At 65.9% G+C, this 14185-nt stretch carries 11 protein-coding genes; 5 read left to right on the top strand and 6 right to left on the bottom strand.

Features of this window, described 5'->3' with window-relative positions:
- Positions 1-197 precede the first annotated feature (197 nt).
- The gene (locus ASN89_RS00135; protein WP_058047842.1) at positions 198-2006 is read right to left on the bottom strand and encodes an NAD(P)/FAD-dependent oxidoreductase; all 1809 of its coding nucleotides are present in this window, start codon (positions 2004-2006) and stop codon (positions 198-200) included.
- 143 nt (positions 2007-2149) lie between these two features.
- Positions 2150-3292 carry a sigma-54-dependent Fis family transcriptional regulator gene (locus ASN89_RS00130; protein ID WP_058047841.1) on the bottom strand — a complete coding sequence of 381 codons (1143 nt, stop codon included), beginning with the start codon at positions 3290-3292 and terminating at the stop codon, positions 2150-2152.
- A 368-nt stretch (positions 3293-3660) separates the two neighbouring features.
- Here ASN89_RS00130 and ASN89_RS00125 point away from each other — a divergent pair, with 368 nt between their 5' ends.
- The 3 genes from ASN89_RS00125 to ASN89_RS00115 all read left to right on the top strand — a co-directional run bounded on the left by ASN89_RS00125 (position 3661) and on the right by ASN89_RS00115 (position 6980).
- Positions 3661-4857 (top strand): serine hydrolase domain-containing protein, encoded by a 1197-nt coding sequence (locus ASN89_RS00125; protein WP_235501814.1) that lies wholly within the window; start codon positions 3661-3663, stop codon positions 4855-4857.
- A 120-nt stretch (positions 4858-4977) separates the two neighbouring features.
- Entirely contained in the window at positions 4978-6519 is a 1542-nt protein-coding gene (locus tag ASN89_RS00120; protein WP_161911722.1) for a CHASE2 domain-containing protein, read from the top strand.
- A gap of 62 nt (positions 6520-6581) precedes the next feature.
- Positions 6582-6980 (top strand): GFA family protein, encoded by a 399-nt coding sequence (locus ASN89_RS00115; RefSeq protein WP_058047839.1) that lies wholly within the window; start codon positions 6582-6584, stop codon positions 6978-6980.
- A gap of 1 nt (position 6981) precedes the next feature.
- Here ASN89_RS00115 and ASN89_RS00110 read toward each other — a convergent pair whose 3' ends face one another.
- The 3 genes from ASN89_RS00110 to ASN89_RS00100 are packed head-to-tail and all read right to left on the bottom strand — an operon-like array spanning position 6982 to position 12220.
- On the bottom strand, positions 6982-9759 hold the full coding sequence (locus ASN89_RS00110) for an Hsp70 family protein (protein ID WP_058047838.1): 2778 nt from the start codon (positions 9757-9759) through the stop codon (positions 6982-6984).
- Between the two features lie 2 nt (positions 9760-9761).
- On the bottom strand, positions 9762-11642 hold the full coding sequence (locus ASN89_RS00105; RefSeq protein WP_058047837.1) for an Hsp70 family protein: 1881 nt from the start codon (positions 11640-11642) through the stop codon (positions 9762-9764).
- A complete protein-coding gene (locus ASN89_RS00100; protein ID WP_058047836.1) occupies positions 11639-12220 on the bottom strand; it encodes a DUF2760 domain-containing protein in 582 nt (193 codons plus the stop codon). Before ASN89_RS00100 ends, ASN89_RS00105 begins: the two co-directional genes overlap by 4 nt.
- A gap of 265 nt (positions 12221-12485) precedes the next feature.
- Here ASN89_RS00100 and ASN89_RS00095 point away from each other — a divergent pair, with 265 nt between their 5' ends.
- Positions 12486-13085 carry a transglutaminase-like domain-containing protein gene (locus ASN89_RS00095; protein ID WP_058047843.1) on the top strand — a complete coding sequence of 200 codons (600 nt, stop codon included), beginning with the start codon at positions 12486-12488 and terminating at the stop codon, positions 13083-13085.
- Between the two features lie 15 nt (positions 13086-13100).
- Positions 13101-13883, top strand: a complete 783-nt coding sequence (locus ASN89_RS00090; RefSeq protein ID WP_058047835.1) for a DUF4349 domain-containing protein — start codon at positions 13101-13103, stop codon at positions 13881-13883.
- Between the two features lie 75 nt (positions 13884-13958).
- On the opposite strand, the gene ASN89_RS00085 is transcribed toward ASN89_RS00090, so the two are convergent.
- Positions 13959-14153, bottom strand: coding sequence for a hypothetical protein (locus ASN89_RS00085; RefSeq protein ID WP_152988386.1), 195 nt, complete (start codon positions 14151-14153; stop codon positions 13959-13961).
- Positions 14154-14185: the final 32 nt, after the last annotated feature.

Here is a 14185-nt window from a genome sequence, read left to right as displayed (position 1 = left end):
TTTTCGTGTGTATTCCGGCATGCGCCAACATTGTGTCGGATTACGCGCTTGCGCGCTAATCCGACCTACGTGGTTTTGCAGGTGCCGCAAGAAGCGGCGGGCCCAAAACCACCGCTTTTTCGACAGTAGGTCGGATTAGCGCGGCAACGCCGCGCGTAATCCGACATAAGCCGACATGCGCCAGGCATGCAAGACGATCACGCCAGGTGATGCACCTCCTGCTGCCCATATATGGGCGTGTTCAAGCCTTCCATGCGCGCCTTCAGCTGCAGCGACAGGTATTGGGAATAGTGGCGCGACTGGTGCAGGTTACCGCCATGGAACCACAGCGCCTGCTGCTGCGTGGGCTTCCACATATTGCGCTGCTCGCCTTCCCACGGGCCAGGATCCTTGGTCGTGCTTGACCCGAGTCCCCACACCTTGCCCACCTTGTTCGCCACCTCGGGCGAGATCAGGTCCGCCGCCCAGCCATTCATGGAGCCGTAGCCGGTGGCGTACACCACCAGGTCGGCCGGCAGTTCCGTGCCGTCCGACAGCACGATGGAATGGGCTTTCAATTCCTGCACGCCGACGCCGCTTTTCAGCTTGATCTTGCCTTCGGCGACCAGCTCGGAGGCGCCCACGTCGATGTAGTAGCCGGAGCCGCGGCGCAGGTATTTCATGAACAGGCCGGAATCGTCGTCGCCGAAATCGAGCATGAAGCCCCGTTCTTCCAGGCGCGCGTAAAAGTCCGCATCGCGCTCGCGGATGGCCTTGAAGACGGGCTTCTGGAAGTCGGCCAGGATTTTGTACGGGATCGAGGCGAACGTCAGGTCGGCCTTGGCCGTCGTCATGCCGGCCGCCAGCGCCCGTTCCGAATACAGGTCGCCCAAGGCCAGGTCCATCAGGGAATCGGACTTGACGATGTGCGTCGACGAGCGCTGCACCATGGTCACATCCACGCCCGCTTCCCACAGGGCGGCGCAGATATCGTGCGCGGAATTGTTCGCGCCGATGACGACCACCTTCTTGCCCACATACGCGTCCGGCCCCGGATGCTGCGACGAATGCTGCTGCTCGCCCTGGAACACGTCCATGCCCTTGAACTTCGGCATGTTGGCCTTGCCCGACATGCCCGTGGCCAGCACCAGCTGCTTCGGTTTCAGGGTGACGGCCTGGCCATCGCGCAGCACCTGCACCGTCCATTCGCCCGTGGTCTCGTCGAAGCTGGCCGATTCGCAGGACGTCGAGCCCCAGTAATTGAGTTCCATCACCTTGGTGTACATTTCCAGCCAGTCGCCGACCTTGTCCTTCGGCGTGAAGACGGGCCAGTTGTCGGGGAACGGGATGTACGGCATGTGGTCGTACCAGACAGGGTCGTGCAGGCACAGGGACTTGTAGCGCTTGCGCCAGCTGTCGCCGGGACGGGCGTTTTTCTCGATGATGATGGTGGGGACGTTCAGCTGGCGCAGCCGCGCGCCGAGCGCGATGCCGCCTTGGCCGCCGCCGATGATGACGCAGTAGGGCTGGCGCGTGTAGCCCAGTTCCGCTGCTTCCTGTTCGCGGTGCTCGAGCCAGCTGCTGCGATTCGTACGCGCGCCGTGTTCGGCGCCCATGGGCCGCCGGCCGCCCTTGGCTTCCTCAAAACCCTTCAATTCGCTCATGGTGGTGAGCAGGGTCCAGATCTTGCCGTCGCGGATGCGGATGAAGCCCACGCCGCGCGCCACGTTCGTTTCCACCGTGATCCAGCTTTGCAGCACGCCGCCGGCTTCCACCGCATGCTCGCCATCGGCGATGCGGATGGAGACCGGCTGCACGGCGCCCAGTTGGGCGGTCAGCATGGCGGCGATCTGCTCGCGGCCTTCCAGGGTTTTCAGGTTCCAGGTAAACAGCACCAGGTCGCGCCAGTAGCCATCCTGTTCGAACAGTTGCGCGGCGCCCGTGCCGTCGCTGGCGCGAAGAAAACCTTCGAGCTGCTCCAGGATGCCGGCCACGGCCAGGTCGTGCGGGTTGATATCGGTTTGCATCGTGTCTCCTCCAAGTCTGCTGACTTTATGATGGGATGCGGCTGTGTTGCCGCTGACGATGTTGTAACACTGGCGTTCTTGCGCCGCATTGCGCAGCGCAGCATGGCGACGATTGAGACGGAAGTCTCAGCGCGTTTGTCGCATCATTGCCGGTGCGGCGCCACGATGTGCAGCTGCTTGAGGCGCCGGTACAGGGTGGCGCGTGAGATGCCCAGCATGGCGGCCGCCTGCAGCGGGCGCCATTTGGCGGCGTTCATGGCGTGGACGATGCGCGTGCGTTCGGCCAGTTCCGGCGCCGTGTAGGCCACCACGTCTTGCGCGGCGGGCGCCTCGCGCATGGCGCGCGGACGCGCCTTGGCCGGGCGCAGCGGCGCGCGCACGCGGGCGTGCAGCCAAGTGCTGCCGCCGGCCAGGCGCAAGGACAGCAGACTGCGTCCCGCGCGCGCATCGAACAGCCGTTCGGCGCGCACTTCCAGCACCTCGGCGACGGGGCGCGGCAGTCTGTCCAGGCCCGCGATGACGTCGCGCGCGCAGCGGTTGGCGGCGACGATGTCGCCATGTTCGTCGATGGCGAGCAGCATTTCCGGCTGCACTTCCACGAAGTGGCGGTTGCGGTGCGCCAGCAGGATGCAGCAATGGCTGTAGGACTTGAGAAAAAAGCCGTCTTCGATCAGGGTCGCGCCTTGCCGCACCAGCTGCTTGACGAGGCGCTGGCTGTCGCGCGCGTCGGGAGAACGCAGGGCCGACGCATCGAGCACGCCGATCAAGTCGCCGTGCGGCGAAAAGATCGGCGCCGCGCTGCAGGTCAGGCCCGTGAACGCGGCGCGAAAATGGTCGGTCTTGTGCACGGTGATGGCTTCGTGGTCGAGCAGAACGGAGGCGATGCCGCACGTGCCTTCTTCCTCTTCCGACCAGCACGAACCCGGGTACAGGCCCGCCTTCTTGAAATCCTTGCGCTGGTCCGTGTCGACCACGTAGTCGATCGTCACGCCGCGCGCATTGGCGAGGATGACGCAGTAACCCGCTTCGCGCACCATGGCGTGCAGGCGCGGCAGGCACTGGCCCGTGGAGCGCAGAAAATCTTCTTCGGATTGCTGGATGGCGCGCAGTTCGGCGCCTGTCAGGATGCGCGGCCCCGTGGTGGAGGCTGGGTCGAGCCGGTAGTCGTCCAGCGAGCGCCGGTATGACGACGCCAGCCTGGCCGTATCGGCCCCTGGGTTGACGATACGGCCGGCGATCAGGTCGCGCACGCGGTCGATATGGCTGGTCTGGCGGACGTAGGGCATGGCGCTCTCCAGTGTCTCGTGTCTGTTTTTATGGTGTTTTCGTTTTTAGCACGAAGTGAGGGGGCGTGCATCCTGCGCTGCAGCATGGCACGCACGTGAGACGTTTGTCTCAGCGCTTGGCCCGCACAATAGGATGCCGTAGGACAAGATAAAAAAGTTTCTCTGTTAGCATCCATCGCATGAAGCGAGCGCCGCCGCCGCGCCAGCCATGACAGGAGAAATGCATGACGACACTGCCACCAACCCGCGGCTTGGCCTTGGCCGCAGCCTGCCTGGCGCTGGCCGCCGGCGCCCATGCGGCAGAGACGACCAAGGTGGCTGCCAAACCGCTGTCGGCGGCCGCCAGCGACCCGGCCGCATTGCAATGGATGGTGGGCGCGCCGCCGCCGGCCGATAAAATCATCCGCTTCGACGATGGCAGCTATTTCAATTTCCCGCAACTGCGCTGGAGCGTGTCGCACTTCCGCCAGCTGATGCCGACGGTGGCGGTGGCGCGCGGCTTGAAAGCGCCCGTGCCCTTGCCGCGCGCGCTGCGCAAGGATATCGACAGCCTGCGCTTCACGCCCCTGGGCGCGAAGGAGACGATGACGTGGGAGCAGTCGCTGGGCGCCAATTACACGGACGGCATCGTCGTGCTGCACCGGGGCCGCATCGTGTATGAGCGCTATTTCGGCGTATTGAAGGAGGGCGGCCAGCATGGCGCCATGTCGGTGACGAAGTCCGTGATGGGCACCATCGGCGCGGCCCTGGTGGCCGAAGGCAAGCTCGATCAAGCCAGGAAAGTGGCCGAGTATGTGCCGGAACTGGGCAAGTCCGCGTTTGGCGACGCCACCGTGCGCCAGGTGCTCGACATGACCACGGGCCTGAAATTCAGCGAGGATTACGCCGACCCGAACGCGGAAGTGTGGCAGCACGCGGCGGCCGGCAACCCGCTGCCCAAGCCGAAGGATTACACGGGACCGCGCAGTTATTTCGAGTACCTGCAAACGGTGCGGCATGAGGGAAAACATGGCGAGGGCTTCGGCTACCGCACGATCAATTCCGACGTGCTGGGCTGGATCATCGCCAGGGTCACGGGGCAGAACGTCAATGAGTACCTGTCCGAGCATGTGTGGCAAAAGCTGGGCGCCGAGCAGGATGCCTACATGTCGGTCGATTCGACGGGCACGCCGTTTGCCGGCGGCGGCTTGAGCGCAGGCTTGCGCGACCTGGCCCGCTTCGGCGAGATGCTGCGCAACGATGGCCGCTACAACGGCCAGCAAATCATCCCGCGGGCGGCCGTCGACAATATCCGCCGTGGCGGCGACAAGCAGCTGTTCGCCAAGGGCGGCTACGATTTGCTCAAGGGCTGGAGCTACCGCGACATGTGGTGGGTCACGCATAACGACCATGGCGCCTACATGGCGCGCGGCGTGTACGGCCAGCGCATCTACATCGATCCAAAGGCGGAAATGGTGATCGTGCGTTTCGCCTCGACGCCGACGGCGGCCAACGCGGCCAACGATCCGACCACCACGCCGGCCTTCGAAGCGCTGGGCAAGCTGCTGCTGGCCAAGCCGCAGTAGGCTGCCGGGTTGACCCGTGCCAGTTGTGCGGCGAAACGGGCACAACTGCAATACACTATCCTTTTGTCATTATTTGTTGCTTTAATGACATTCAGGCATCGCACGCAAGGGGAACGCACCGTGGAAACCAGCCAGCCGGATCAACCGCGCCCGCCACTCTGGCGGCGCCTGCTGTGGCCAGCCGCCCAGCTTGGCTCGGCCTTCAAGCTGACGGGCACACATCTGCTGCATCACGTGATCGGCGCCAGCCTGATCGCCGCGCTGATGCTGGCGCTGGAAGGTTTTCACGTGCTCGAATGGCTCGATGCGGCCATGCTGCGTGCCAGCGCGGCGCAGGAGCAGTTGCTGGACCGGGGCAAGGACCCGGGCGCCGCCTACCGCCCCGGCATCATCGAAATCGACCAGCCCGCGTTCGAACAGGTCTTCGACGAGCGCGAACCGCTGGAGCGTACGCGCCTGGAGCAAGTGATCGCCAGCGCCGCCGCGCGCGGCAGCAAGGTGCTGGCCATCGACCTGGACCTGGCGCCAGCCGTGTACGAACAGCACAAGGACGGCGAGCGGCCGCTGGACCACTTGCTGGACCAGCTGGCCGCGCATGGCCGGCAACTGGTGCTGATCCTGCCCGAGCAATCGGACCAGAACGCGAATCTGCCGTGGATACGCGCGCGCTGCGCGGCCGGCATCCACTTTGCCAACCCGCGTATCCGCGAACGCATGGGCGCCGTCACGCGCATCGAGCTGAAAAGTCCCGTGCTGGCGGCCGTGGCCTTCGAGCTGGCGCATGGCGCCGACGAGCAAGAACAGAAGCAGCCCATGCCGGCCGCCCTGTCCGAGCAAAAGGAAGTGCTGGCGCTGGCCGGTCGCGTGTGCCAGCTGGCGCGGCGCACGGGCAGTGAAAAGGAGCTGGCGCGCTGGGCATTCGAGCCCGTCATCCACGGCGACGCCAAGGCGGCGGCCGAACAGAACGCCGTCACCGCGCCGTTTCACCCGGCCGCCGTGGCGCCGGTATTCCTGAACCCCACGCGTACGCGCGTCAAACTGATCGACGGCCAGGCCGGCGTGGATGCCGGGGCGTTGCGCAAGAACGTCGTGTATATCGGCAGCACGTATGATGTGCGCGACCGCTATACGACGGCCGAAGGCGAGCAGGCCGGCCTGCACCTGCACGCGGCCGCCCACACGTCGCTGGGCATCGGCACGGCCGACGTCAATAAATATGCGGTGTTCGTGGCCGACATCGTCATCGGCGTGCTGCTGGGCTGTCTGTTCGGCGGCCTGTGGACCCTGTACGGCCGTGCCGAACTGGCCATCGACCGGCGCATGGAAGACCACGATTTCAGCCGTTTGCACCGCATGGGCACCCTGGCGGAATTCTATGGCATCCGTTTGATGCTGGTGCTGGTATGGGCTTCGCCATTTGCCATCGGCGCGCTGGCCATCTATTTGTCGCGCGGCTTGCTCGAGCAGGGCTGGTGGGTCAATCCAGGTCCCCTGATCGCCGGCATGTTCCTGCACGCGATGTCGCTGCGCGACGAAGCCCACCATCCGCACGAGGAAGTGCCGGGCCTGTCCGTGTGGGCCCAGCTGCGCCGCACGCATCCGGGCATCGTGCTGGTGCAGGCGCCGCTGGCGGTGCTGCTGTTGATCGTCGCCCTGATCTAGCGCAAACCGTGGCGCCGCAGCGGCGCTACACTGGGCGCCTTTTTCATTTGCAGGAGAATGCCATGCTGAGCGGAGGATGTTTATGCGGCGACGTGCGCTACGAAGCGGGCACGGGCGCTTTTCATGAAACGGCCTGCCATTGCTCGATGTGCCGCCGCGCGTCGGGCGCGCCGTTTGTCGCCTGGTTCAGCGTGCCGAGGGCGAACTTCCGCTGGCTGCAGGGCGAGGCAACGCCCTATGCATCCAGCGAACACTGCACGCGCAGTTTTTGTCCCCGCTGTGGCACCCAGCTGACGTTCGAGGATGAGCGCGACCCGGATGAGGTCGGCTTGACCACCGGCAGCCTGGACAACCCGGAACAACTGCCGCCGCACAGCCATATTTATACGGACACGCAACTGGAGTGGGTGAAATTGGCCGATGGCTTGCCGCGGTATCGTGGGGCGCGTAACGAGGGGTAATTTACCCGATCAGCTTCAACCCCGGCGGCAGCGCCTCGCCCAGCATGCGGCGGGTAACAGCTTCGTCCAGCTGTGTCACTTCGCTGACCATGGCCTGCCACAGGGGCGGGGCGCCCACGGCTTTCAGGCGGGCGAGGATGGTGGCCCGTAGTTCGTCGTCGATGTCGCGCGAGCGGTCGCCCGTCATGCGTGCCAGGTGGGCGGCGGCAAACGCCGCCGGTTCCGTCTTTTTCCAGTCCAACGCCAGCAGCACGGCCAGCCAGTCGGCCACGGTGGCGCGGTCGACCACTTCGTGCGCGCTGCCGTGGAAGGGCTGGCGCGCGCCGACCCTGGCCAGCGCCCACAGGGTATTCGTGTCTGCCGCTTCGCCCTTTTTACTGGCCTTGTCCAGGCGTTGCAGCAGCCAGGCGCCCACTTCGGCCTTGTAGGCGCCGGGGATGCGCTCGAGCGACGCGCCCAGGCGCAGCATGTCGTCGTCGCTGCCGCCCACGAGGGTGACGGGGCGGCTGCCGCGCTGGGCCGCGTCCGCTTGCAGGTTGAAGGCGAAGTCGTCGAGCAGGCGCAATTGCTGCTCCGAATTCAAGCCGCCCGTCACCCTGCGCCACAAAGTCCACCATTCGGCGCACACCTGGTTGTCCTTGTGATGCTGCACGCCCGCGTCGAACATGGCCCACAGCTGCTCCATGCGCCATGGATCAAGCGCATCGCCATAGCCGGGACGCAGGCAGTAGCCGGCCAGGTTCAGCCACACCCGCTCATGCTCGGCGGAGCGGCGCCGGCCGCGCGCGCGCAGCATCAGGGCGTCGAACAGCTGGCGCAGCAGCGGCGTATCCCAGCTTTCACGCCCTCCCAGCCCCCGTTCCAGGTGCTGGCGCAGCTGGCGCACCTCCTTGGTCTCGACCTTTTGCGCCTTGCCGCCGAAGATGCGTTCGATCTTTTCGACCGCTTCCTTGATGCGTGGCGAAACGGCTTGAGCCTCGTCATCGCCTTGCTCTTCCTTACCAGCCCGCAACTGGAATTCCAGCAGCCAGCGCTGGCTGGCGTCGGCTTCAGCCACGCAATGCACTTCCAAAGTCCCGACTTCCGTCATGACGGTTGCCAGCTGCACGGTGATTTCTCGCTTGTCGCCGCTTTCCGCTTGCAGCACGCTGGCCAGCGGCGGCAGGCGCAAGTATTCTCCGGCGTCCAGGTCGACGATCTCGCCCAGCTGCGGCGACGTGCCCGCTTCCGCGAGGGAGGTGGCCAGGTGGAAGCGCACGGGCCGGCCCAGGCGCAGCGCGAACAGCCGCTCCGTCAGGCGGATTTCTTCGCCGCTGGCGCTGCCACGGGGCAGGATGCACACGGCGCGATTGTCCTTGCCCGCTTCGCCCAGCACGAGGAAATAACTGCGCGGCGAGCCGCCGCCGATGCGCGGCGCCTGGCCACGGCGGGCCAGCGCGTAGGCGACGGCGCCACGGGCCACGGCCACGTCGGGATTATCGTTATGCAGGATGGTGAGTGGAGCACCGCGCCAGTGCGCCAGGGTCTCGGCCAGGCGACGCGCCAGCGCGTCGGCGCGGAACACGCCGCCGTTCAGCAGCAGGGTGTCGGGCAGTGCCCCTTGGTGCTGTTGCAGAAAGCTGGCCAGGTGGCGCGTGATGGCCGCGTCCTGCGCATACGGCAGGCCGAATTCGACGATGCCGGCGCGGCCTTTTTTCGCTGTCTCGGTGAGTTCCACCTTCGGGAAGAAGCCGTCGACCACCATGGCCGCCACTTCCTCGCGCGTGACGTCGGCGGAACGGCTGCCACCGATCAAACGCGATCCCGCGCCCAGCAGGGTGACGGTGGCGCTCTCGGGTGCGTCGTGCGACAGCAGCAGTTCCTTGGCGGCGCGGCAGCGTTCCATCAGCTGCGACAATCGCGCGGCCGAGAGTTTCATGCCGCCTTCGTTGCCAGCGGCCATGCGCGTTTCCACGAGGTGGGCCAGCGCCAGGTCCATATTGTCGCCGCCCAGTATCAAATGGTTGCCCACGCTGCTGCGCGTGAGCTGCGGTTCGCCGTCGTCATCGAAGGCCACGTCGATCAGGCTGAAATCGGTGGTGCCGCCGCCCACGTCGCATACCAGAATGCGGCGCGTGTCGGCCAGGTCGTCGCGCAGGGTGGCGCGCCGGCGCTGCAGGTAATCATAAAAAGCGGCCTGCGGTTCTTCCACCAGTCGCAAGGTGGGCAAGCCCGCCATGCGCGCCGATGCCAATGTGAGTGCGCGCGCACCCTCGTCGAACGAGGCGGGGATCGTCAGCACCAGTTCCTGCTCTTCCAGGGGAGAGCCCGGGAAGCGGTGATTCCACGCGGCGCGCACATACGCGAGGTAACTGGCGCTGGCCGCCACGGGCGACACCTTGGCCACGTCGCTATCGGCGCCCCACGGCAGGATGGGCGCCTGGCGATCCACGTTCGCATGCGACAGCCAGCTCTTCGCGCTGGAAACGAGCCGGCCCGGCACCTGCGCGCCGAGCTGGCGCGCGAGCGCCCCCAGCACGGCAGATTCCACGCCTGCGACGTCCTGCTGCGGCCACGGCAGCTGCAAGTCGCCCGCCGCCAGTTCACCGGCGGCAGGGTGGTAGCGCAGCGAGGGCAGCAGGGGGCGTGCGCCCACTTCGCCGGGAGCGACCAGCTGCTCGATGGCGAACAGGTTTATTCCCGCCTGCGTATCGGTAGCATCTGCATAGGCCACCACCGTGTTGGTGGTGCCCAGGTCGATGCCGACCAGGAAGGCCGGCTTGCCCGCAGCGCCGCGCATGCTTATTGCTGCGGCGTGCCGCGCACGTCGAATTCCACTTTCCAGCGCTCGGCGCCGTCCGGGGAAACGGCCAGCAGTTCCAGGGTGCCCGCTTCCGTCACGCGCGCGTGCAGTTTGACTTGCACCACGTCGCCGGCCGACCGGCCTTCGGCGGATAACGTCGCCTGGATTTCACTCAGTTCCTGCAATTCATCGGGACCCCAGAAGTCGAGCAAGTCGCCGATCTGGTCGTTGCGGCGCGTGGACGAGGCGAAGAAGCGGAAGTGTACTGGTTCGCCCACGACGAGGCCGAATTGCTGGCCCGGCAATTCCAGTTCGCTGCCTTCTTCCATGCCGAACGGCGCCACGCACAGGGCCTGGATCGGCGGTTCCATGCCGGGGATGGCGGGCATGGCCGATTCGATGGCGACATAGAAGGAACTGGCCGTGCCACCGCGGATGCGGACGCCATGGCCGCGCCGCACGTAGCTGTAGTAGGCGGCGCCACGGGCCACGGCCAGGTCCAGGTCGGCCCCGGCCAGCATGCGCGCCGGTTCCGCGCCTTCCATGTACAGCCAGTCGTTGACGGTGGCCATGATGCGCTGGACCAGCAAGTCGGACTTGAAGACGCCGCCGTTGAACAGCACGGCCGTCGGATGCAAGAAGCTGGCGCCGTCCGCCTGGCGGCCCGCAAAGCCTTCCAGTTCGCTGGTCGCCGCCACTTGCCGGCCCAGGAAGGCGGCCAGGTGGCGCGTGATGGCCGCGTCCTGTGCATACGGCAAGCCCAGTTGCGTCAGGCCGGCGCGTGTGCGCACGGCAGGGCGGCTCGACGCTTCCACTTGCGGAAAGAAGCCGTCGAGGATGAAGGTGGACACTTCCGCGCGCGTCAGTTCCGTGCGGATGGAGCCGCCGATCAGTTTCGAGCCGCGGCTCGGCACGACGATGGGCGCCGTTTCCATGCCGCTGTCGGCCAGCAGGCTTTCCTTGGCGCTGCGGCAGCCATACGTGAGCGCGCGCATTTGCCAGGCGTCGAGCTGGGTGCCGTTGGCGGCCAGCTTGCGGGCCACCAGGTGGGCCAGGGCCAGGTCCATATTGTCGCCGCCCAACAGGATGTGTTCGCCGACGGCCACGCGGTGCGGCTCCAGCACGCCGTCGCGCTCGAGCACGGCGATCAGCGAAAAGTCGCTGGTGCCGCCGCCCACGTCGACCACCAAAATGATGTCGCCCGGCTTGACTTCCTTGCGCCAGCGTCCTTCGCTCGTCTGGATCCAGCTGTACAGGGCCGCTTGCGGCTCTTCCAGCAAGGTCAATGAGGAATAGCCAGCCGCCTTCGCCGCTTCCATCGTCAGCTCGCGCGCGGCCGGATCGAACGAAGCGGGAATCGTCACCGTGATTTCCTGCTCGGCGAACGGCGCTTGCGGGTGGGCGTTGTCCCAGGCCTGGCGCAAGTGCGTCAGGTAGCGCGTGGCGGCCGTGATCGGCGAGATGCGCGCCACTTCCGCCGGCGCATCGTTCGGCAGGATGGCCGCGCGGCGGTCCACGCCAGGGTGGCACAGCCAGCTTTTCGCGCTCGACACTAGACGGATAGGCGTGGTGGCGCCGCGGCTGCGGGCCATTTCGCCGACGACGAACGGCGCTTCCGCTTCTTCGGTAACCCACGGCAGGGCCAGGTCGCCGGCAGCCACTTCATCGGCGTGCGGCAGGTAGACGAACGATGGCAGCAAGGAGAGTTCTTCGACGGTGCCCGGCGCCGACAGTTGCGGCACTTTCAGCACGCCGTGGCTGGACTTTTCGCCGTCGCTCTCGACCAGGTTTACATACGACAGGGCGCTGTGGGTGGTGCCCAGGTCGATGCCGATGGCGTAGCGCGGGGTGTTCGGGGTGGCGTTCCTTGCGTCGTTCACAGTTCCACCTCGGCCGGTGCCAGGATGGCGGCGTCGTGCTGCTCGCTCAGTTTCGGCAGGCGCACGCTGGAGGCGCGCCAGCCGCGGTGGCTGAGGGTGCCCGTGAATGGCGCGGAACCGACCACGTTGCCCGTCAGGCGCACCTGGGCGCTGTCAAAACCTTCCTGCAGGACGATGCGGCTGCCTTCGGCTTCCTGGCGCACGGCGTCGATGGTGAAATATTCGCGCATGACCTTGGCGCAGCCTTCATGCACGACGCGGGCGGCCGCGCCGATGTCGGCGTCGGCATGGCTGCCCAGGTTTTCCTGGGTGAAGTCGATCAATCGCGCTTCGCGTTGCAGCAGGGCCAGCAATTGCAGGGCCGCGTCCGGCGTGGCTTCCTTCAAAATGACGGGCGCGGCGGCCGGCGTCGGCACGGGGGCTGGCGCCGGAGCCACTGGCGCGACGGGAGCAGCCTCGGGCAAGGACAGCTTTTCCACGCGGGCCGCATAGGCGGCGTCCGACAGGGTGCTGAAGAAGGCGCCGAAAGCCAGCGGGACTCTGCGCCAGAACGATGGGTGGGACGATGATGTGCTCATAGGGAACTCGTTTCTCTGATCTGTAGGGAGGCGTCGGCGGCGCGCCCGATGGCGGGGCCGCTTCGCAGGGTAGTGCCTGTGCCGGGTCTATAGGGCCGGCTGCGTTTGCCCGCATGATACCAGCTACCGGGCCGGCGCCAAAGTCGCCGCCCCCCGCGCAGCCAGCCTGATGCGTGGATTTTCTTTGTTCCTGCGCAAAGAAACGGTGAATGTTGCGCCGCTTCGACTAAAATCGCGCATTATCTTTTCGCATTGCCTTTATGCCATGTCTACCGACTTTTCCCCCTATCTAGGCAGCAGCCTGTATATCGACAGCGATCATCCGGCCGTGCGCGCCAAGGCGGCCGCACTGGCTGCAGGCGCCGTGGGCGACGCCGCCATCGCGGCCCGCTGCTTTGCCTTCGTGCGCGACGAGGTGGCCCACAGCTGGGATTACCGGCGCAATCCCGTTACCTGCCGCGCTTCCGACGTCTTGCAGCATGGCACGGGCTATTGTTATGCGAAGAGCCATCTGCTGGCCGCGCTGCTGCGCGCCAACGGCATTCCTGCCGGCCTGTGCTACCAGCGCCTGGCCGTCGGCGAAGTGGGGCCGCCGTTTTGCCTGCATGGCTTGAACGCCGTGTATCTGCAGGACTTTGGCTGGTACCGCATCGATGCGCGCGGCAACAAGCCCGGCGTCGATGCCGCCTTCGTGCCGCCACGCGAGCAGCTGGCCTTTCCCGTGCTGGCGCCCGAGGAGCGCGACTTGCCGGAAATCTGGGCGGAACCGCTGCCGCAGGTGGTGGCGTCCCTGACCGGCCATGCGACCGTGCAGGACGTAGCGGCGAACTTGCCTGATATCACATTGCTGCCGCTGCAAAAATAATCCAGGAAAGAAATCATGAAAAAAGTGTATGTGGGTTTGATCGGCCTGATGCTGCTGGCCGGTTGCGGCGGCAAGGGCGAGAGCGGCGGGCAATCGAGCGCCGCGCGCCTCGATGGCAAGGAAAAGGGCAGCGAGTTTCTTGCCTATGAGCATAGCATCAGCGTCGATACGCACGAGGCGCAAGTGCGGCCCCTGTATGAAAAAGTGGTCGCCGCCTGCAAGGCCGATACGGAAAACGGCTGTTTGCTGCTCGATTCCAGCCTCGACAGTGGCCGTTACGTGCACGCGCGCATCAGCATGCGCGCCAAGCCGGCCGGCATCAGGAAGCTCGTCGCGCTGGTCGCGGCCGAAGGCGACGTCACCAGCCAGGGCACCAAGGTGGAAGACCTGGGCCGACCTGTGCTCGACAGCAAGAAGCGTCTGGAGATGCTCAAGCAGTACCAGGCCCAGCTGCAAGACCTGGAAAAGCGCTCGGGTGCGAACGTCGACGCCCTCATCAAGGTGACCAAGGAGCTGGCCACCGTGCAAGTGGAACTGGAGCAGGCGACGGCGGCCAACGCGCTGTTGATGCAGCGCATCGATACGGACTTGCTGAACGTGGCCATCAGCGCCGAAGGCAAGCAATCGTTCTGGACGCCTGTCAAGCGGTCGCTGGGCAATTTTACGGACAACCTGTCGGAAGGCGTGGCCAACGCCATCACGGCCATGGCGTACATCCTGCCGTGGCTGATCGCTTTCGTGCTGTTGTTCCCGCTGGGCCGCAAGGGCTGGCGTCGTTTGCGCGGCATCAAGCGCTAGGCGCGCGCCGCAGACGTGAACAGGGCCTGCGCGCGGCAGGCCCTGGAGCGGCGTTACATGCTTGCCGCAGCTTGATCAAGCGTGATGGTTTGCCGTGTTGGTAGACACGACTTCGGCCGCTTTTTTCGGACGTTTCTTGATATTGCTGCCGGTACTGCCTTCATCGTCGACCTTGACCTGGCTCGTGCTGACGCCACCCGCCGGGGCCGTAGGTGCGGCGCATGCGCTCAACAGCAACAGGGCGCATACGCCCGCGATCATATTTTTCATGAGTGAACTACCTAAGTAAGTGAAGTAAAGGG

The sequence above is a fragment of the Janthinobacterium sp. Ant5-2-1 genome (assembly GCF_001445815.1).
GTDB classification, from domain to species: domain Bacteria; phylum Pseudomonadota; class Gammaproteobacteria; order Burkholderiales; family Burkholderiaceae_D; genus Janthinobacterium; species Janthinobacterium lividum_E.
Note: the sequence above shows the minus strand (reverse complement) of the source record. Positions and strands in the feature narration are given on the sequence as shown.